Origin of the sequence: Pseudomonas mendocina (assembly GCA_037482215.1) — a bacterium.
In the GTDB taxonomy this organism is placed as follows: domain Bacteria; phylum Pseudomonadota; class Gammaproteobacteria; order Pseudomonadales; family Pseudomonadaceae; genus Aquipseudomonas; species Aquipseudomonas mendocina_E.
This window is the reverse complement of record CP148074.1, coordinates 1,514,838-1,533,989: the sequence shown is the minus strand read 5'-3', so window position 1 is coordinate 1,533,989 and position 19,152 is coordinate 1,514,838. Positions and strand designations below refer to the sequence as shown.

General features: G+C 55.4%; 17 protein-coding genes. 8 read left to right on the top strand and 9 right to left on the bottom strand.

Going from position 1 to position 19,152, the window contains the following annotated elements; genetic code table 11:
* Positions 1–66: 66 nt before the first annotated feature.
* Positions 67–894, bottom strand: coding sequence for a tRNA cyclic N6-threonylcarbamoyladenosine(37) synthase TcdA (gene tcdA, locus WG219_06925; GenBank protein WXL27177.1), 828 nt, complete (start codon positions 892–894; stop codon positions 67–69).
* A gap of 241 nt (positions 895–1,135) precedes the next feature.
* Between tcdA and WG219_06920 the strand changes: the two genes are divergently transcribed.
* From WG219_06920 to WG219_06905, 4 genes are all read left to right on the top strand, one after another.
* Entirely contained in the window at positions 1,136–3,730 is a 2,595-nt protein-coding gene (locus WG219_06920) for a glycosyltransferase (protein WXL27176.1), read from the top strand.
* A gap of 87 nt (positions 3,731–3,817) precedes the next feature.
* Positions 3,818–4,972: a succinyl-diaminopimelate desuccinylase gene (gene dapE / locus WG219_06915; protein WXL27175.1), complete on the top strand. Its 1,155-nt coding sequence runs from the start codon at positions 3,818–3,820 to the stop codon at positions 4,970–4,972.
* Positions 4,969–5,775, top strand: coding sequence for a methyltransferase domain-containing protein (locus WG219_06910; protein ID WXL27174.1), 807 nt, complete (start codon positions 4,969–4,971; stop codon positions 5,773–5,775). The genes dapE and WG219_06910 overlap by 4 nt, the downstream gene beginning before the upstream one ends.
* A gap of 2 nt (positions 5,776–5,777) precedes the next feature.
* A complete protein-coding gene (locus WG219_06905; GenBank protein ID WXL27961.1) occupies positions 5,778–6,149 on the top strand; it encodes a hypothetical protein in 372 nt (123 codons plus the stop codon).
* A gap of 78 nt (positions 6,150–6,227) precedes the next feature.
* Here the strand turns inward: WG219_06905 and fadD1 are convergent, their stop codons facing one another.
* The 5 genes from fadD1 to WG219_06880 all read right to left on the bottom strand — a co-directional run bounded on the left by fadD1 (position 6,228) and on the right by WG219_06880 (position 11,381).
* Positions 6,228–7,916, bottom strand: a complete 1,689-nt coding sequence (fadD1, locus tag WG219_06900; protein WXL27173.1) for a long-chain-fatty-acid--CoA ligase FadD1 — start codon at positions 7,914–7,916, stop codon at positions 6,228–6,230.
* Positions 7,917–8,200: 284 nt separating this feature from the next.
* Entirely contained in the window at positions 8,201–9,889 is a 1,689-nt protein-coding gene (gene fadD2 / locus WG219_06895; protein ID WXL27172.1) for a long-chain-fatty-acid--CoA ligase FadD2, read from the bottom strand.
* Between the two features lie 252 nt (positions 9,890–10,141).
* Entirely contained in the window at positions 10,142–10,543 is a 402-nt protein-coding gene (locus WG219_06890; protein ID WXL27171.1) for a hypothetical protein, read from the bottom strand.
* A 92-nt stretch (positions 10,544–10,635) separates the two neighbouring features.
* Positions 10,636–11,031: a lactoylglutathione lyase gene (gloA, locus tag WG219_06885; GenBank protein WXL27170.1), complete on the bottom strand. Its 396-nt coding sequence runs from the start codon at positions 11,029–11,031 to the stop codon at positions 10,636–10,638.
* Positions 11,032–11,084: 53 nt separating this feature from the next.
* Positions 11,085–11,381, bottom strand: coding sequence for a putative quinol monooxygenase (locus tag WG219_06880; protein ID WXL27169.1), 297 nt, complete (start codon positions 11,379–11,381; stop codon positions 11,085–11,087).
* Between the two features lie 137 nt (positions 11,382–11,518).
* On the opposite strand from WG219_06880, the gene WG219_06875 reads away from it, so the two are divergent.
* From WG219_06875 to WG219_06865, 3 genes are all read left to right on the top strand, one after another.
* Positions 11,519–12,358, top strand: a complete 840-nt coding sequence (locus WG219_06875; GenBank protein WXL27168.1) for a LysR family transcriptional regulator — start codon at positions 11,519–11,521, stop codon at positions 12,356–12,358.
* Between the two features lie 125 nt (positions 12,359–12,483).
* On the top strand, positions 12,484–13,443 hold the full coding sequence (locus WG219_06870; protein ID WXL27960.1) for a lysophospholipase: 960 nt from the start codon (positions 12,484–12,486) through the stop codon (positions 13,441–13,443).
* The gene (locus WG219_06865; GenBank protein ID WXL27167.1) at positions 13,440–13,910 is read left to right on the top strand and encodes a MaoC family dehydratase; all 471 of its coding nucleotides are present in this window, start codon (positions 13,440–13,442) and stop codon (positions 13,908–13,910) included. The genes WG219_06870 and WG219_06865 overlap by 4 nt, the downstream gene beginning before the upstream one ends.
* A 37-nt stretch (positions 13,911–13,947) precedes the next feature.
* Here WG219_06865 and WG219_06860 read toward each other — a convergent pair whose 3' ends face one another.
* Positions 13,948–14,937, bottom strand: coding sequence for an alpha/beta hydrolase (locus WG219_06860; protein WXL27166.1), 990 nt, complete (start codon positions 14,935–14,937; stop codon positions 13,948–13,950).
* 144 nt (positions 14,938–15,081) lie between these two features.
* Entirely contained in the window at positions 15,082–17,379 is a 2,298-nt protein-coding gene (gene metE, locus WG219_06855; GenBank protein ID WXL27165.1) for a 5-methyltetrahydropteroyltriglutamate--homocysteine S-methyltransferase, read from the bottom strand.
* Between the two features lie 148 nt (positions 17,380–17,527).
* On the opposite strand from metE, the gene metR reads away from it, so the two are divergent.
* Entirely contained in the window at positions 17,528–18,448 is a 921-nt protein-coding gene (gene metR, locus WG219_06850) for a transcriptional regulator MetR (GenBank protein ID WXL27164.1), read from the top strand.
* 6 nt (positions 18,449–18,454) lie between these two features.
* Here metR and WG219_06845 read toward each other — a convergent pair whose 3' ends face one another.
* Positions 18,455–19,144, bottom strand: coding sequence for a methyltransferase domain-containing protein (locus WG219_06845; protein WXL27163.1), 690 nt, complete (start codon positions 19,142–19,144; stop codon positions 18,455–18,457).
* Between the last annotated feature and the right edge of the window lie 8 nt (positions 19,145–19,152).

The window sequence follows — 19,152 nt, the reverse complement described above, 5'->3', positions numbered from 1 at the left end:
GCCCGCCAGCACCGTGGGAGCGGGTTTAGCCGTGAGAAACACCAACATCCCGCATCACATCCACGGCTAAAGTCGTTCCTGCCGGTTTTGTGCAGCCTTACGCTCTGAGGGCCGGCGCGTACCGGCCACCAGCTTGTCGACGATGCGGGCCGCCGCCACCATGCCAAACGTCGCTGTAACCATCATCACCGCACCGAAACCTCCAGCGCAGTCCAGCTTAACCCCATCACCGACAAACGCTTTGTACTGGCAAACCGTTCCGTCTGGTTTGGGATAACGCAACTGCTCGTTGGAGAACACGCACGGCACGCTGTAGTTACGCCCCGGCGTACGTGAAAAACCATAGTCACGGCGCAGAGTGGAGCGCACTTTTGAGGCCAGTGGGTCATTCCAAGTTTTATTCAGATCAGCCACCTGAACCTGTGTCGGGTCAATCTGACCGCCAGCCCCCCCAGTGGTAATAACCTGAATTTTGCGGCGCTTGCACCACGAGATCAGCGCGGCTTTGGCATTCACACTGTCGATGCAGTCGATCACCGCATCCATCTCTTCGGTGATGTATTGGGCCATGGTGCCGCGGGTAACAAAATCAGGCACCGCATGCACCACACAATTCGGGTTGATGGCCTTAATTCGCGCCGCCATGACATCCACTTTGGCCTGCCCTGTTGTGCCTTCAAGCGCATGAACCTGGCGATTGGTGTTGCTCACGCACACATCATCCAGATCAAACAGGGATATCTCCCCCACTCCGGAGCGGGCCAATGCCTCCGCCGCCCACGATCCAACGCCGCCAATACCGACCACTGCCACGTGAGCCGCAGCCAGACGTTCTGCACCGACCCTGCCATACAATCGGGCAATTCCGGCAAAGCGTTGTTCATCAACAGGCATTCTTAACCCTCACTCAAGCCACCACTGGCGGCGCGCATTATAGATACCCCAAAGCCCTCACCCAAGCGTTGCAACGGCATTCCGACAAAGGCTGACTGACGTGCTTAAACCCGGGAACCTACAGCCTGTGAAAAAGTCCCAGCAAAGTGCCCTATAACCCGCTATACAGCCCTTATGGGGCGGCGTAGCATGCGCCCCGCAAAGACTGGCCTATTTCTCCCCTGCGTTGGACCTTCATCCTATGCCTTCGCGTAAGTTTGGACTTAACCTCATCGTTTTCCTCGCCGTGACTGCCGTGTTTATCGGCATCTGGGCGCTCTACAACCGTCCGGTCAGTGCACCGGACTGGCCGGAACAGATTTCCGGCTTCTCCTACTCACCGTTTCGCGCCGGGCAGAACCCTCAACAGGGCACCTATCCCAGTGACGACCAAATGCGTGAAGACATGGAGCTGCTCAGCACCCATACCAACAACATCCGTACATACTCAGTAGACGGCGCCCTTGAGCGCATTCCTCAGTTGGCCGAGGAGTTTGGTCTGCGGGTAACGCTGGGTATCTGGATTAGCCCTGATCTTGAAAGGAACGAAAGGGAAATTGCCAAGGCCATCGACATTGCTAACCACTCCCGCAGTGTTGTGCGGGTTGTCGTGGGTAACGAAGCACTGTTCCGTGAAGAAGTTACAGTTGAAGATCTGATCAAATACATTGACCGCGTTCGCGCTGCGGTCAAAGTCCCGGTCACCACGTCTGAACAGTGGCACATTTGGGAAAAATACCCCGAACTGGCCAAACACACTGATCTGGTTGCTGCACACATCCTGCCCTATTGGGAATTTATTCCCATGGAGGATGCTGGCCACTTCGTCCTTGACCGCGCCCGCGACCTGAAAAAACTCTTCCCGAAAAAACAACTGCTGCTGTCCGAAGTGGGCTGGCCCAGCAATGGCCGTATGCGTGGTGGTGCTGATGCTTCCCAGGCCGACCAGGCCATCTACTTGCGTAAACTGGTCAACAGCCTCAACAGCAAGGGCTACAGCTACTTTGTCATCGAGGCCTTCGACCAGCCGTGGAAAGCCAGTGACGAGGGTTCGGTGGGCGCCTACTGGGGTGTCTATAACCTTGATCGACAACCCAAATTCGCCATGGAAGGTCCGATTGTGGCCATCCCACAATGGCGCCTGCTGGCCATCGCATCAGTGGTGCTGGCCCTGCTCAGCCTGACACTGCTGCTGATCGACGGTAGCTCCCTGCGCCAGCGTGGCCGCACCTTCCTTACCTTGGTTGCATTTGCCGGCGGTACTGCACTGGTGTGGATCGGCTATGACTACAGCCAGCAGTACAGCACCTGGTTCAGTACGCTGGTGGGGATCCTGCTGGGCATCGGCGCGCTGGGCGTGTTTATCGTTCTGTTGACCGAGGCTCACGAACTTGCCGAAACCGTGTGGGTACGTGCTCGCCGCCGTCCGTTCCAGCCGGTGATCAGTGATCAGGCCTACCGACCGAAAGTGTCGATCCATGTGCCCTGCTACAACGAGCCACCCGAAATGGTGAAGCAGACGCTGGATGCGCTGGCAGCGCTGGATTACCCCGATTACGAAGTCATCATCATCGACAACAACACCAAAGACCCTGCCGTCTGGGAACCGGTGCAAGCCTATTGCGAGCAGCTCGGCCCACGCTTCCGCTTCTTCCACGTCGCGCCGCTGCACGGCTTCAAGGGCGGTGCACTGAACTACATTCTGCCGCACACCGCGCCAGACGCCGAAGTGGTTGCAGTTATCGACTCGGACTACTGTGTCGATAAAAACTGGCTCAAGTACATGGTGCCGCACTTCAGCGACCCCAAAATCGCCGTGGTGCAATCCCCTCAGGATTACCGCGACGGCAACGAAAACGCCTTCAAAAAACTCTGCTACGCCGAGTACAAAGGCTTCTTCCATATCGGCATGGTGACCCGCAACGACCGTGACGCGATCATCCAGCACGGCACCATGACTATGATCCGCCGCTGCGTGATGGACGAACTGAAGTGGGCCGACTGGACCATTTGTGAGGATGCGGAGCTGGGCCTGCGCGTCTTCGAAAAGGGCTACAGCGCTGCGTATGCCCACCAAAGTTTCGGCAAAGGGCTGATGCCGGATACCTTTATCGACTACAAGAAACAACGTTTCCGCTGGGCTTATGGCGCCATTCAGATCATGAAAGGTCACGCCCGCAGCTTGTTCAGAGGTAAAGACACGCAACTGACTTCAGGCCAGCGCTACCACTTTATTGCGGGCTGGCTGCCCTGGGTGGCTGACGGTTTGAATATCTTCTTCACCGTAGGCGCCCTGCTTTGGTCAGCGGCGATGATCATCGTGCCGCAGCGGGTCGACCCGCCGCTGCTGATTTTCGCCATTCCGCCATTGGCGTTGTTCTTCTTTAAGTTCGGCAAAATTTTGTTCCTGTACCGCAAGGCGATGGATGTTGGACTGATGCGCTCTTTCCAAGCAGCAATCGCTGGCTTGGCGTTGTCCCACACCATCGCTAAAGCCGTGCTTTACGGGGCCTTCACCAAGACTATCCCGTTCTTCCGCACACCGAAGATGGCCAGCAACCACGGCATCATGGTGGCGCTCGCGGAGGCCCGAGAAGAGGTCTTCATCATGCTCTTGCTGTGGGGCGCTGCGATCGGGATTTGCTTTGCTCAAGGCCTTGAAAGCGCTGACGATAAATTTTGGGTTGCCATGCTACTGGTGCAATCGCTGCCGTATCTGGCAGCTCTGATCATGGCCATGCTGTCATCACTACCGGCTCCAAAGACTGATGTGGCGGAAGAACCTGCCACATCCTGATGCACCATTCGCACTGAAGCGGCGGCCATTGGCCGCCGTTTTGCTTTAAGATTGCCCACTTTCTGCCTGATCCGTTCTGGAGCCGTAATGACCACCACCGCTACGCCCCTGTCCCCGACGCTGGAACTCGCTTGCGAGCTGATCCGTCGCCCCTCCGTTACACCGCTCGACGAGGGCTGCCAGGAGCTGATGATGCGGCGTTTGGCCGAGTGTGGATTCGACATCGAAACGATGCGGATTGAGGACGTCGACAATTTCTGGGCAAGCCACGGCCAACAGGATGGTCCTGTACTGTGCTTTGCCGGTCACACCGATGTGGTCCCTACCGGCCCAGCGCAGAACTGGCAGCACCAGCCGTTCGATGCACTGATCGACGCAGATGGCATGCTCTGTGGTCGCGGTGCGGCAGACATGAAAGGCAGCCTCGCCTCTATGGTTGTCGCGGTGGAGCGATTTGTACTGGATTATCCGCAGCATAAGGGACGCATCACCTTCCTTATTACCAGCGATGAAGAAGGCCCGGCACAACACGGCACCAAAGCCGTTGTCGAGCGCCTGCGTGAACGTAACGAGCGTTTGGACTGGTGCATCGTTGGCGAGCCATCCAGCACCGAACTAGTGGGGGATGTGGTCAAAAACGGACGCCGCGGCTCGCTCGGCTGCACCCTGACCGTACACGGCAAGCAGGGCCATGTGGCCTACCCGCATCTGGCCCGCAACCCGATCCACCTCGCCGCACCCGCGCTGGCAGAATTGGCAGCAGAACATTGGGATAACGGTAACGATTTCTTCCCGCCGACCAGTTTCCAGGTTTCTAACCTGAATGCTGGCACCGGCGCGACCAACGTGATTCCGGGCGAATTGAAAGCGGTGTTCAACTTCCGCTTCTCCACTGAATCCACTGTTGAGGGTCTGCAACAGCGGGTCAAAGCGATCCTGGACAAACACGGCCTGGATTATGAGCTGGACTGGGCACTGTCCGGCCTGCCCTTCCTCACAGAGCCTGGTGCCCTATTGGATGCCGTCGCAGCCAGCATTAAAGACGCTACAGGGCGCGATACCAAACCCTCCACAAGCGGTGGCACCTCGGACGGTCGCTTCATTGCCACCCTAGGCACTCAGGTCGTTGAGTTGGGCCCTGTGAACGCAACCATTCACCAGGTCAACGAACGGGTACTGGCCAGTGACCTCGACCTGCTTACCGAAATTTACTACCAGACAATGGTCAAGCTGCTGGCATGAGTCTGATTTGTCCTATCTGCCAAGGCGCCTTGCAACGCGTCGATAACGGTGTGGCATGTCCGGCCAACCACCGTTTCGACCGTGCCCGCCAGGGCTACCTGAACCTGCTGCCGGTACAGCACAAGAACAGCCGTGACCCAGGTGACAACGCTGCCATGGTGGAAGCCCGTAGGCGCTTTCTGGAAGGCGGACATTACGCACCGCTGGCGAAGCGCCTCGCAGAGTTGGCCGCAAGCTACAACCCGGAGTGTTGGGTCGATATTGGCTGCGGTGAGGGTTACTACACCGCCCAACTGGCAGACGCCCTTCCACAAGCTGATGGTTATGCGCTGGACATTTCCCGTGAAGCAATCAAGCGTGCCTGTAAGCGGGCGCCGCAGCTCAGCTGGCTGGTCGCCAGTATGGCGCGGGTGCCACTGGCCGACGCCAGCTGCCAGCTGCTGGCCAGCGTATTCAGCCCCCTGGACTGGCTGGAAGCACGCCGCCTGCTCGCCCCCGGTGGAGGTTTGCTGCGTATGGGGCCGACCCGTGACCACCTGATGCAACTGCGCCAGAAGCTCTATGATGAAGTGCGTGACTACGATGATCAGAAGCACTTGGAGTTGATTCCTGAAGGGATGCGCCTGGCCCACAGCGAAACCCTGAGTTTTACTCTGCAACTGACAAGCAGCGAGGCCCGTGCCGATCTGCTAGCAATGACCCCACACGGCTGGCGCGCCAGCGCAGAGCGCCGCGCGGCGGTTATCGCTGAGCCCTTCGACGTAACTGTTGCCATCCGCTACGACTGGATCGAGAAGCTATGAGCATGCGCCAACCCAATATCGAGATATACCTGAAAGACGCCGACCACACTGCGATCGCTGGCTGGTTGAGCAGCGCCATTGGCCCTTGCAGCGCTTGGCAACAAAAAGGCCAAACCTATAAGTGCCGCGCGGGAGAAGTACCCGTAACGTGGCTACCAAACGCTGTCGGCAAATGGCACAGCCTGTATCTGGAAAGCGACGCCACCCCCTGGGCGGATGACTTGGCCTGCGCTCAGGCTGCCTTTGCAGCCCTGAACGTGGAAGTACGCTGCTCCACCGGCGGCTGGGAAGAAGAAGAAAGTGACGAGCAAGCCGACCGCTGGATGCGCATCAGCGCCGACGGCGTTGAAGAGATCACCTGGCGTACCAGCTAAGTCGCTGCTTATCGACTCTGCATCAGTAATAAAAAGCCCCGCATAAGCGGGGCTTTTGTTAACTTGAAACTGGCATCACTACTTCTTACCCAGTTTCTTCAGCTCTTCATCACGCAACTCGCGGCGCAGAATCTTGCCAACGTTAGTGGTTGGCAGCACATCGCGGAACTCAACAAACTTAGGCACTTTATAACCCGTCACGTTGCTGCGCATATGCTCCATGACCTGTTCTTTGCTCAGACTTGCGCCCGGTTTAACCACAACAAATATCTTGATGGCCTCGCCCGATTTCTCATCCGGAATGCCGATCGCAGCACATTGCAGCACGCCAGGCAGCGTGGCCAGCACGTCTTCCAGCTCGTTCGGGTAGACGTTAAAGCCAGACACCAAAATCATGTCTTTCTTGCGGTCGACAATGCGGATGTAGCCATCCTCTTGGATCACACCAATGTCACCGGTGCGCAGCCACCCTTCAGCATCTAAAATCTCGTCGGTGGCCTCCTGACGCTGCCAGTAGCCCTTCATGACTTGTGGACCTTTGACGCACAACTCACCAATCGCACCTATCGGCTGTTCAACACCGGCATCGTCAACGATACGGCACAGCGTTGAAGGCAACGGAATACCGATGGTGCCGATCTGGTTATTACCAAATGGGTTCACGGATACAACCGGGCTGGTCTCAGTCATGCCATAGCCTTCACTGATGGCACAGCCGGTGACTTGCTTCCAACGCTCGGCAGTGGCGAGCTGCAATGCCATGCCGCCGCTGAAGGTAGCTTTCAGGGTGGAGAAGTCCAGTTTGCGGAACTCTTCACTGTTGCACAGGGCAACAAACAAGGTATTCAGGCCAACAAAACCGGTGAATCGGTATTTGGCCAGATCCTTCGTCATTGCAGGCAAATCACGCGGGTTAGTGATCAACACGTTGTGACCACCAATCAGCATCATCGCCATGCAATGAAAGGTGAATGCATAAATGTGATACAGCGGCAGCGGCGCAATCAGTACCTCGCTGCCCTCATTCATGTCGGCTCCCATCAACGATTTGACCTGGAGCATGTTGGCAATAAGGTTACGGTGAGTCAGCATCGCGCCTTTGGCGACACCCGTAGTACCGCCGGTATATTGCAGAACAGCGACATCAGAGCTGACCGGGCTAACGTCACGAACACTCAGGTTACGGCCCTTGCTCAAAACAGTGGTGAACTTCGTGGCTTGCGGCAAATTGTATGCCGGAACCATTTTCTTCACGTGTTTCACAACCGCATTGACCAGCAGCCGCTTGAGCGGCGGCAGCATGTCACCCACTTCGGTGATGATCACAGTCTTGATGCTGGTCTTGGGCAAAACCTGCTCAGCCAAATGGGCCATGTTGGCCAAGCTAACCAGCGCTTTTGCGCCAGCATCATTAAATTGGTGTTCCATTTCCCGGGCGGTGTACAGCGGGTTGGTATTGACCACAACCAGCCCGGCGCGCAAGGCGCCAAAGACCACAACTGGGTATTGAAGAATGTTCGGCAGCTGCACCGCAATGCGGTCACCTGGTTGCAGATCCGTATTGTTTTGCAGATAGGCTGCGAAATGCCCCGAGAGCTCATACAGCTCTGCATAGGTAATCGTTTTGCCCATGTTGCTGAATGCAGGCTTGTTGGCAAAACGCTGGCAGGAGTCCTTCAGTACTGCTTGGATGTTCGGATACTGATCAGGATTGATCTCGGTTGGGATACCGGCTGGATATTTATCCTTCCAAAAATTTTCGGTCATAAAAGACCACTCCTCAGCAACACCATGATCTACCGGCCGGATAAACCATGTTTACGGCCGTTTTATTATTTGTCCTTGCTCTTTTATGCGACTTAAGCACGAAAAAGTCGGCCGAGAGTAGCAGCTTTGCCAAATAGCGACTAGCACCAAAATGTGCCGTACTGGTCACCAAAATGACTAGAGCTCACCTAACGGTCACAATTGTCGATTAACTGTTGGCTGCTGAGGGGATTTGACCAGACGCTCTGGCATCAGAGTAAGAGCGTCTGGACACGTTCAGAGGATCAAACGGTATCGCGCAGCTCGCGACGGAGGATTTTGCCAACAGGACTCATCGGCAATGCATCGCGGAAGACAATCTCCTTGGGCACTTTGTAAGCGGTGAAGTTTTCTTTGCAGTAGGCATGCAGTTCCTCAACGGTCAATGAAGCGTCCCGAGGCACCACAAAAAGCTTCACCACCTCGCCTGACTTGGCGCTCGGAATCCCGATCGCTGCACAGCTTGCCACCTTCGGATGTGCCATCACCACATCCTCGATTTCATTGGGATACACATTGAAGCCAGAGACGATGATCATGTCTTTTTTGCGGTCAACAATGCGCACAAAGCCATCCGGATCAATGATCGCAATGTCGCCGGTTTTGAACCAACCCTCTGCATCCAGCACCTCAGTCGTTGCTTCTGGACGGTTCCAGTATCCCAGCATCACCTGCGGCCCCTTGATGCACAGCTCGCCGCGCTCACCGAGTGGCTGCTCTACCCCCTCATCATCAATGACCTTAAAACCAGTACCAGGCATGGGGATACCAACGGTGCCAATGCGCGCAGCATCACCATACGGGTTGGCACTGGCCACCGGTGAAGTCTCCGTAAGGCCATAACCTTCAACAATGGTACAGCCGGTAATTTGCTTCCAGCGTTCAGCAGTGGCTTTGACCAATGCAGTGCCACCGGAGTTGGTCAGTTTCAGACGGGAGAAATCCAGCTTGCTGAAATCCGGGTGATCCATCAGCGCGACAAACAGCGTGTTCAACCCCAACAGCCCTGAGAACTGCCATTTGCTCAACTCTTTGACAAAACCTGAAATGTCTCGGGGGTTAGTGATCAGCACGTTGTGATTGCCGTTAACCATCATGCACATGCAATTCGCGGTGAAGGCATAGATATGGTACAGCGGCAGCGGCGCGATCATGATTTCCTGCCCTTGCTTGAGCAGAGGCGTGCCATCACTGCCCAGCTGAGACATGCAGGCGTTGACCTGAAGCATATTGGCAACCAGATTACCGTGGGTGAGCATGGCGCCCTTGGCAACCCCTGTAGTACCGCCGGTGTATTGCAACACAGCAACATCCTGCTGCGTCAGCTTGACCGGTTTGAGGGCATGGCCATGCCCCTGGCTCACAGCTGTTTTAAACGATACAGCTTGTGGCAGATGGTAATCAGGCACCATCTTCTTGATCTTCTTCACTACTGTATTGACCAGCCAACCTTTAAGGCTTGGCATCAGATCCCCCATGCGGGCCTCGATCAGGTAGTCAATATCAGTGTCAGGCAGGACGTCTTGCACCAGTTTGCCGAACATATTCAGGTAGACCAACGCACGGACACCGGCATCCTTGAATTGGTGGCGCATTTCCCTGGCGGTATACAGCGGGTTGGTATTCACCACCACCAGCCCTGCGCGCATGGCGCCAAATACGGCGATGGGATACTGCAAAATGTTAGGCATCTGCACGGCGATGCGTTCGCCCGGCTGCAGATCGGTGTTCTTTTGCAAATAGGCTGCGAATGCAGCAGAGAGACGGTCGAGTTCAGCGTAAGTCAGCGTCACCCCCATATTGCTAAAGGCAGGGCGGTCCGCGAAAGTTTTGCATGAACGCTCAAACACCTCGACAACTGAGCGGTATGCAGTGAGATCTATCTCGCTAGGCACACCTGCGGGGCGTTTATCATTCCAGAATTCCGACTGCATTATTCTTATCCTCTTACCCTGAGAATTTTATATCCGCGTTGCGGCGTCGCAGGGAAAGTAGCAGCTAACTGGAATGAGGCAAATAGCTCGAAAGCTTGATTGATGGGGTGAATTGCCCCGCCACGCTGCAAACTATTGAATTAACAAAATAAGCCTGAGCGTTTACGGGGCCGACACAAAAACCACAAAGCATTACAAAGCGATCAACAGTGCCCAGTGTGTCGCCAATGTCGGCCCAGTTGACCTCTCAAACTAGCTGCGATCGCTAAGTTGCGCACTGGCGGCAATGTAATCGGTCTGGAATGCCTCACTCTCGATCCAGGCCAAGCCTGCAGCCTCGTCCCCATCATTGACCCACTGGTGATAGCCAATCAGGGCAGACAGGATGAAGTCAGTAGCGCCGTCCTCCCCTTCCTGCTCCAGTACGATCTCCAGCAGAGGATGGCTGAGGAATGCCAGGCACAACGCTTGCTGGCTGTCTTTGCCGGCCTCACGCATGGCGATAAACATATCGCTCAGATCGACAGACTCCAGATCAATGCGATCATCATTCGGGTCGAGCTCCAGAGCCGCAACTTGGCGCTTGACCCGATTTTGTTTAGCTTTGCTCTTTGCCCGGTGGGCGCGCTTTTGTTGCTTGTTTACAGATGCCATGTACGCCTTGCCTTGTAGCGGATGATGTGGCGACCGAAGCCTGAACAGGCCGCCTCATGCAAGCATGCCACGGATTACCGGCGCAGGCACGGTCAGTCCTGCTGCGTCCCCTTCTGAATCAGCTCAACTTTGTAGCCATTGGGGTCCTGCAAAAAAGCGATCACCGTCTTACCGTGCTTCATTACACCGGCCTCGCGTGTGACCTGATAACCGAGGCTTTTGGCGTGTGCACACACCTGTGCAGCATCCTCAACTTCAACCGCGATATGGCCATAACCGTTGCCGAGTTCATAATGATCCGTATCCCAGTTGAACGTCAGCTCCAGGGCTGCCTCAAGGCTTTCGTCCTGATAGCCTACAAACGCTAGGGTAAACCGACCTTCCGGATAGTCTTTGCGTCGCAACAGACGCATACCCAGGGCCTGTGTATAAAAGTCGATGGATGCAGTTAGATCAGTGACTCGCAGCATCGTGTGCAAAATTCGCATAGCGCATCTCCTATCCAAGCGTTGCGGGCATCCGAAGATGCCCCACAACGGTATTAGCCTTCAGTGCGATTGCCCTTGAACAAAAACACCGGACCGTAGGCGTAGCCATCAACCATTTTGTAGAACTCAGTGATGGTCTCGTTGCGGCAGTGTTGCTCAAACGCACCAGCGTTCTCATACACCTCGTCCAGATAAAAACGGTTGCGATTGTTTTCATCACGAATCACTTCGAACCGTAATGTGCCAGGCTCTTTTGCCAGTGACTCATTGGCATCAAACAGCGCAGCTTTGATGAACGCCTCACGCTTGTCGCTCGGCACGTCAAATTGAACCAATACGTGGTAAGTCATAGAGACTCCTAGCTCAGGGATCATGACCAGAACCATTTCCAGCCAGCTGTCCTGAAGACACGGATAAGGTTATGCTGAGCCTACACTTATAAAAAGTAATCAATAATTAGCAAGTGACTTACTAAATGTGAGCATAAATGAAACTATCCCAACTGAATTTCTTCTGCACAGTGGTTGAGCACGGCACCATTGCGGCGGCGGCCGAACGACTGCACTGTGTACCTTCAAACATCACCACTCGGATTAAAGAGCTGGAAGAAGAACTGGGAGCGAGCTTATTCAGCCGGGAAAAGAATCGCCTTCTCATCACCCCACAAGGGCGCTTGCTTTACAGCCGGGCCACACAGTTGCTTCAGCTGGCGCAGGAAACTAAAGAGCTGTTTGTTCACGATGCTCAACCACAGGGGGTTTTGCGCATGGGTGCACTCGATGTCGCGCTGACTCAACATTTACCCCCACACATCGTCCGCTACCGACGCACACACCCCAAAGTTGAGCTGCATATCCGCCCAGGACACTCGTTTCAGCTAGAGCGTTTGCTGGTTGAAGGAGAGTTGGATCTGATCGTGACAGACGGCCCTATTGAACACCCCCTGTTGGCCAGCAGCCTGGCCTTCAACGAGAGGCTGGTATTGATCACTCCCAAAGAGGTGAGAGAGACAGCAGATGAGCTCAATACCCTTGAGCTATACGTCTTCGGCAAGAACTGCTACTACCGGCATCAGGTGGACCAATGGATCAGCGAACGGATCAAGCCCAGGGCTATGCTTGAAATAGAGTCCTACCCAACCATCCTTGCCTGTGTCTCAGCAGGTCTGGGGTTTGCCTGTATTCCTGAAAGCATCCTCAATTCTGCTCCCGATGTACACGCACACCTCAACAGCAGAGCCTTGGATGAGCTGCCCTCAAGCGATATCTATTACGTCTGGCGTAAACAGCATACCTCGCCCCTTGTCGAAAACTTCATGCGCAAATAAACCAGACTCGCGGACTAGGCATAGTCGGCTGAATAATTGCGCCGCCCTTTAATGCCGTTGCTTTGCCATTACCGTTGCTGGCATGCAGAATGAGCCAACTCAGCTTGGTACCGGAGGTGTTCACCATGAACCATCAGTCCTTATGGATCGAGTGCAACGATGCATCCCCCTTGTACCTAAATCACTGGTCTGCGCAGCGTCCTGCCAAAGCAGTGATCATGCTCGCTCACGGCATGTCGGAACACAGTGGCCGATATGCTCGGCTGGCTGAGGCGCTTACAGCAGAAGGCATAGAGCTTTACGCCCATGATCAGCGTGGCCACGGTAAAACGGCCGAACATGGTGTTGCCGGGCACTTTGCCGACAAGGACGGCTGGCAATTGGTGATTCGCGACCTGGAGCGCATCAACCATCACATTCGCCGTGATCACCCGCAAACCCCCATTATTCTGCTGGGCCACAGTATGGGCAGTTATATCGGCATGGCCTATCTGATGCGCCACAGTTGCAGCGTGCAAGGTGCCATTCTCTCCGGCTCGAATTACCAGCCCGTTGCGCTGTACAAAATAGCCGAGAAATTGGCTCGGTTCGAACGTTGGCGCCAAGGTCCTTTGGGGCGTAGCGCCCTAATCGAGTTTGTTTCGTTTGGCTCTTTCAACAAGCGTTTCAAACCTAACCGCACAGCCTTCGACTGGCTCAGCCGAGATCCACAAGAGGTCGACACCTACATCAACGATCCATTGTGCGGCAAGCGTTGCAGCAATCAGTTATGGATTGATCTGCTTGGTGGTCTTCAATCCATCACTCCACCAGAGAATCTCGCGCAGATCGACAGTAAACTCCCGCTGCTAGTTATCGGTGGTAGTTGTGACCCCGTTAGCCAAGGTCAGCGTCAGCTTGATCTGGCAAATGCCCTGCGCCAATCAGGTCACATGAAAGTACAAGTTCAGCTTTACCCAGAGGCCCGTCACGAGCTGTTGAATGAAACTAATCGTGACGAAGCCACTCGTTACATAATCAACTGGCTGTTGCAGGTTACTGGACTTATGCAGCAGTCCCCTTCAGCGCAAGAGAGACAACAATGACTCAAAGCACCAATACAACCTACGACGAACTCGAAGTTGGCCAAACTGCCAGCTACAGCAAAACCGTAACCGAACGCGATATTCAGCTGTTTGCTGAGGTCTCTGGCGACCATAACCCAGTGCATCTTGATGCTGAATACGCTGCCAGCACCATGTTCAAAGAACGTATTGCCCACGGTATGTTCAGTGGTGCCCTGATCAGCGCTGCAGTAGCGTGCGAGTTGCCTGGCCCAGGTACTATTTATATTGGCCAGACCATGAGCTTTACCGCACCGGTAAAATTTGGCGACACCCTGACCGTGCGCTTGGAAATCCTTGAAAAGCTGCCAAAGTTCCGCGTTAAAGTGGCCACTCGTGTATTCAACCAAGACGACCAACTGGTTGTAGACGGTGTTGCCGAGATCCTCGCTCCGCGCAAAAAGCAGACCGTCGAGCTGACTAAGCTGCCTCCGATCACCATCGGCTGATCGCCCTGAATTTGCAGGTCCCTCAACTGCCGCTGGCTTACAAGCCAGCCAGGTGCGTATCGCCTCGATGGGCCTGCAAGTAAGGCAAGACCGCTGACAGGATTGGCTCTTTAAAAGCTTCCTGAAAGCGGTGCGCCAGCCCTGGAATCAGCTTCAATTCACTGCCTTTAATATGTGCAGCCACATGCACGCCATGCATGACAGGCAACAGCGGATCCGCCGTACCATGCACCACCAATGTGGGCACGCGCAGCCGGTTTAGCATCTCAACCCGACTTGGCTCTGCCAGAATGGCGATCAGCTGCCGCTTCACGCCATCCGGGTTAAATGAACGGTCGTAGGACTGCCTGGCCTGCTGTAATAGGACAGCACGGTCATCTTTGACCTGCGGACTACTCAGTGCTGCGAGTAAATCAGCCTGTTGTTCTAAGGCCTGCTCACGGTTATTGGCTTCCCGCCGGGACAGCAGCTCAAGCAGATCGGAATTCGGCGCAGGCAAACCCGCAGCCCCCGAGCTGGTCATCACCAGGGTCAGTGACATCACACGCTGAGGCGCCAGATCAGCCAAATGCTGAGCAATCATTCCGCCCATGCTGGCCCCAAGCACATGAAAGCGCTCGATGCCTAGGCTATCCATCAGTCGCAGCGCATCACCTGCCATATCACGCAGACTGTAGGCAGCATCAACAGGCAAGCCCAGCCGGTAGCGAACCAACTCAAACCCCAAATTACGACGCAGCGGCGAGCGATTCCAACGTGTCAAACCAACATCACGGTTATCAAAGCGAATCACCCGGAACCCCTGTTCGCACAGGCTGACCACCACCTCATCCGGCCAGTTAATTAACTGCCCGCCAAGTCCCATCACCAGCAACAACGCAGGATCGCGCTCCAGGCCCACACTCTGGTAAGCCAGTTGCACATCCCCCACATCTGAAAATTGTGTATCAGCGGCAACATCGCAGCGCGAGGACGCAAAAATTGGCGCAGCCCAAATGAGGGCCGCGAGAATCAAGATAAATCGCATACATCACCAGAGACTGAAACTGCAGGACGCAGTTGTCGCAAAACGCGAGAGTCTGCCGATGCTGTTTGAATGTTGCTGCCACAGAACCGTGACAATTTGATGAAGATGGCCGAACGGCAATCACCGCCCAGCCACCTGCTTGCCTTATGCAAACTCTCTGCGAAGGGTCTGCGCCGCCACGACCATGTTGATCAGCGCTGCCTCAGTTTCAGGCCAACCACGGGTCTTGAGTCCACAATCAGGGTTGACCCACAAACGCTGCACCGGGATACGACGGGCGGCTTTACGCAGCAGCTTGGCCATGTCCTTGGCATCCGGAACCCGAGGTGAGTGAATATCATAAACCCCTGGCCCGATCTCGTTCGGGTAGTCGAATGCCTCAAACGCATCCAACAACTCCATGTCCGACCGGGACGTTTCAATGGTGATCACGTCTGCGTCCATGGCGGCAATGGACTCAATCACATCATTGAACTCGCTGTAGCACATGTGAGTGTGAATCTGGGTTTCATCCGCCACGCCACTGGCGCACAAGCGGAAAGCCTCGGTCGCCCAGTTCAGGTACTCGCCCCACTGAGCCTTACGCAGGGGCAACCCCTCACGGAATGCGGCTTCGTCAATTTGCACAATTCGAATACCGGCCCGTTCCAAATCCATCACTTCATCACGGATCGCCAGCGCCAATTGGCGCGCCTGCTGCTCGCGGGAAATATCGTCACGGGGGAACGACCACATCAGCATGGTCACCGGGCCAGTCAGCATGCCCTTCATCACCTTACTGGTCAGGCTTTGAGCATAGCGAATCCAGTCAACCGTCATTGCCCGCGGGCGGCTCAGGTCCCCGTAAATCACCGCCGGTTTCACACAGCGGGAGCCATAACTCTGAACCCAACCGAAACGAGTAAAGGCATAACCATCCAGTTGTTCAGCAAAGTACTCAACCATGTCGTTGCGCTCTGCTTCGCCGTGCACCAGCACATCCAATCCGAGATTTTCCTGCACCTCTACAGCATGGCGGATCTCGCTGTACATCGCTTCCGTGTATTCAGCCTCGGTAAGTTTGCCGGCCTTGAACGACTGGCGAGCCAAGCGGATAGCAGTGGTCTGCGGGAATGAGCCAATGGTGGTAGTGGGAAACAAGGGCAGTTGCAGGTGCTCACGCTGTACCTTAATGCGCTCGGCGAATGCAGATCGACGCTGACTATCCTGTGCGGTAACTGCCGCAAGGCGTGCCTGCACATCAGCCTTGTGGATGCGCGTAGAAGCATCACGGCTTGCCTGTATGGCGCGGCTCTTTTCAAGAGCAAGCTGAACCTTGCTGTTTTGTGGGTCGTTAAGCGCAAGCGTCAGCAGCGCAACCTCTTCGCACTTCTGCACGGCAAAAGCCAGCCAGCCTTTCAGCTCGTCATCCAAACGGTCTTCGCGGCTCAGGTCCACCGGGCTGTGCAGCAGTGAACAGCTGGGCGCCACCCACAGGCGATCACCCAGACGCTGCTGTGCCTGTTGAAGAATCGCCAGCACCTTTTCCAAATCAGTGCGCCACACGTTACGGCCATTAACCACGCCCAGCGACAACACTTTGTAAGCAGGCAGACGATCAAGAATGCTTGGAAACTGTTCGGGGGCCCGCACCAAGTCAATATGCAGGCCATCGACCGGCAAGCTAGCGGCCAGACCTAGATTGTCTTCAAGGCCAGCAAAGTACGTCGCTACCAATTTTTTCAGCGGGTCACGTTGCAGCAGGTTGTAAGCGCGTTCAAACGCACTCTTCCATTCCTGAGGCAAATCCAGTGACAGAATCGGTTCATCGAGCTGCACCCACTCAACCCCAAGGCTGGCCAGGCGTTGCAATACCTCACCGTAGACAGGCAGTAGCGACTCCAACAAATCCAGGCGGTTGAATGCCTCGCCTTTAGCTTTGCCCAGCCATAGATAAGTGAGCGGGCCAATAACCACTGGTTTTACGCTATGACCCAATGCGATGGCCTCGTTGACCTCTTCGAACAACTGCTCCCAACTCAGAGCGAACTGCTGATTCTTGGTGAACTCTGGGACCAAATAGTGATAGTTGGTATCAAACCACTTTGTCATTTCCTGTGCATGGGCTCCGGCACAGCAGGTGCTTTCTTTGCTCACGGTACCGCGAGCCATGCCAAACAGGGTTTGCAATGTGGGCTTGCCAGCGTGAGGACGGAAGCGCTCAGGTATCACACCGAACATCAATGAGTGGGTCAGAACCTGGTCATACCAGGCAAAATCACCCACAGGCAGCAGGTCAATTCCGGCGTCTTTTTGCAGCTGCCAGTGTGCAGAACGCAATTGCTGGCCGGTGCTGCGCAAGTCAGCCTCGCTCAACTCACCGCGCCAATGCGCTTCAAGCGCTTTCTTCAATTCGCGGTCGCGACCAATGCGAGGGAAACCAAGGTTGTGAGACAAGGCCATGTCGTAAAGCTCCATCCGTATTCAAGATGTCGCTCATTCTCGTCACAGGACCAAATTGAGACAAACTCAATATATTTGTCTTGAACAATAGTTTTCCTCATGTTCATCTATATCGGCACTGGCCATACCTCAACACTGCGGAAACATGATGCTCGAACTACGCCACCTGAAGACCCTCCATGCTCTGCGCGAAAGCGACAGTCTGGTTGAAGCCGCCGACCGCCTGCACCTCACCCAATCTGCCCTCTCCCACCAGTTCAAGGAATTGGAAGAGCGCTTGGGCATGCAGCTTTTTGTACGCAAGACAAAACCGGTGCGTTTCACCAGTGCTGGCTTACGTTTGCTGCAGTTGGCAGATGAAGTGCTGCCCACACTGCGCGCAGCAGAGCGTGACCTAGCCCGCCTGGCCGGAGGGACTGCAGGGCGGCTGCACATGGCGATCGAATGCCACAGCTGCTTCCAATGGCTGATGCCAACCATTGATCAATTCCGCGATGCCTGGCCGGAGGTTGAACTGGACCTGGCATCTGGTTTTTCTTTCGCCCCGCTACCCGCCCTGGCCCGGGGTGATCTGGATTTGGTGGTGACATCCGACCCCGTCGAAATTGCCGGCATTACCTACGTTCCGCTGTTCACATATGAGGCGATGTTGGCGGTGGCCAACCAACACCCACTCGCCCCCAAAAGCTGCATACAACCTGAGGACCTAGAGACAGAAACCCTCATCACCTATCCAGTTGACCGGGACCGGCTGGATATATTCACCCGTTTTTTAGAACCCGCTGATGTCGAACCGGCACAGGTACGCACGTCGGAACTGACCGTGATGATGATGCAACTGGTCGCCAGTGGACGCGGCGTATGCGGCCTACCCAACTGGGCATTGCATGAATACAGTTCACGGGGTTACGTGACCGCCAAACGACTGGGTGAGAAAGGCTTGTTCGCGACCCTGTATGCGGGGGTTCGCACCGATATGCTGGATGCACCGTTTATGCGCGACTTCCTGCTGACAGCTAAAGACACCTCGTTTGCCAATCTGGAAGGTGTCAGCGTAGCGAAGGGCTAAGTCGGTTTATGCATTACGTTCAGAGCTGAGCAGCATCAGCAGGGAAACAGGCTGCTCGCTCTCCGGATGCAAGGGCTCCTGCAACCACTGCAAACGCCAGCCTGTTTCACTGAACAGACTAAGCCATGACTCTAGGGTACGGAAAAACCAAGGCATCGGTTCACTAAACCCCTCGCCAAACCCGGCAAAGGTCTCTACACGCCAACCATCGCGGTAGCTCGCGTCATTACAGGCGCGCCAAGGGTGCAAGGTCTGAATCAACAGACGACCGTCCTTAGCCAGCAGACCATGTAGCGCATTAAGCGTTGGAGCCAGTGGCTCCTCAAGCAGAGCAAAGTTGCAGACCAATACATCGAATCGGCCCAAGTATTCAGCCTGACTTTCCAACTCCGCATATCCGCAGACGCGATATTTGGGTGTACTACCAGACGCTTTACGGGCCTCAGCAATCAGCGGCTCGGATGCATCCACGCCCACGGCCTCAATGCCGTGCTCGACCAACCCACGACACAACCATCCCTCGCCACACCCCACGTCCAGTACGCGCTTAGGCGCTAGGGCCAAAATCGCCTGGACTATTGCTGCGTCCGTGACCAAACGACGACTTTCAATGCGTTTTTCCCGCACTGCTGCCGTCCATGCATCGGCATTGGCCTGCCAACTGAGGTTGAGCTGTTCTCTGTGATCGCGCTGCATAGCCCACT

Bases quoted from the DNA above. Each gene is read 5' to 3' on its own strand.
- tcdA (WXL27177.1), bottom strand. From the start codon at position 894: ATGCCTGTTGATGAACAACGCTTTGCCGGAATTGCCCGATTGTATGGC.
- WG219_06920 (WXL27176.1), top strand. From the start codon at position 1,136: ATGCCTTCGCGTAAGTTTGGACTTAACCTCATCGTTTTCCTCGCCGTG.
- dapE (WXL27175.1), top strand. From the start codon at position 3,818: ATGACCACCACCGCTACGCCCCTGTCCCCGACGCTGGAACTCGCTTGC.
- WG219_06910 (WXL27174.1), top strand. From the start codon at position 4,969: ATGAGTCTGATTTGTCCTATCTGCCAAGGCGCCTTGCAACGCGTCGAT.
- WG219_06905 (WXL27961.1), top strand. From the start codon at position 5,778: ATGCGCCAACCCAATATCGAGATATACCTGAAAGACGCCGACCACACT.
- fadD1 (WXL27173.1), bottom strand. From the start codon at position 7,916: ATGACCGAAAATTTTTGGAAGGATAAATATCCAGCCGGTATCCCAACC.
- fadD2 (WXL27172.1), bottom strand. From the start codon at position 9,889: ATGCAGTCGGAATTCTGGAATGATAAACGCCCCGCAGGTGTGCCTAGC.
- WG219_06890 (WXL27171.1), bottom strand. From the start codon at position 10,543: ATGGCATCTGTAAACAAGCAACAAAAGCGCGCCCACCGGGCAAAGAGC.
- gloA (WXL27170.1), bottom strand. From the start codon at position 11,031: ATGCGAATTTTGCACACGATGCTGCGAGTCACTGATCTAACTGCATCC.
- WG219_06880 (WXL27169.1), bottom strand. From the start codon at position 11,381: ATGACTTACCACGTATTGGTTCAATTTGACGTGCCGAGCGACAAGCGT.
- WG219_06875 (WXL27168.1), top strand. From the start codon at position 11,519: ATGAAACTATCCCAACTGAATTTCTTCTGCACAGTGGTTGAGCACGGC.
- WG219_06870 (WXL27960.1), top strand. From the start codon at position 12,484: ATGAACCATCAGTCCTTATGGATCGAGTGCAACGATGCATCCCCCTTG.
- WG219_06865 (WXL27167.1), top strand. From the start codon at position 13,440: ATGACTCAAAGCACCAATACAACCTACGACGAACTCGAAGTTGGCCAA.
- WG219_06860 (WXL27166.1), bottom strand. From the start codon at position 14,937: ATGCGATTTATCTTGATTCTCGCGGCCCTCATTTGGGCTGCGCCAATT.
- metE (WXL27165.1), bottom strand. From the start codon at position 17,379: ATGGCCTTGTCTCACAACCTTGGTTTCCCTCGCATTGGTCGCGACCGC.
- metR (WXL27164.1), top strand. From the start codon at position 17,528: ATGCTCGAACTACGCCACCTGAAGACCCTCCATGCTCTGCGCGAAAGC.
- WG219_06845 (WXL27163.1), bottom strand. From the start codon at position 19,144: ATGCAGCGCGATCACAGAGAACAGCTCAACCTCAGTTGGCAGGCCAAT.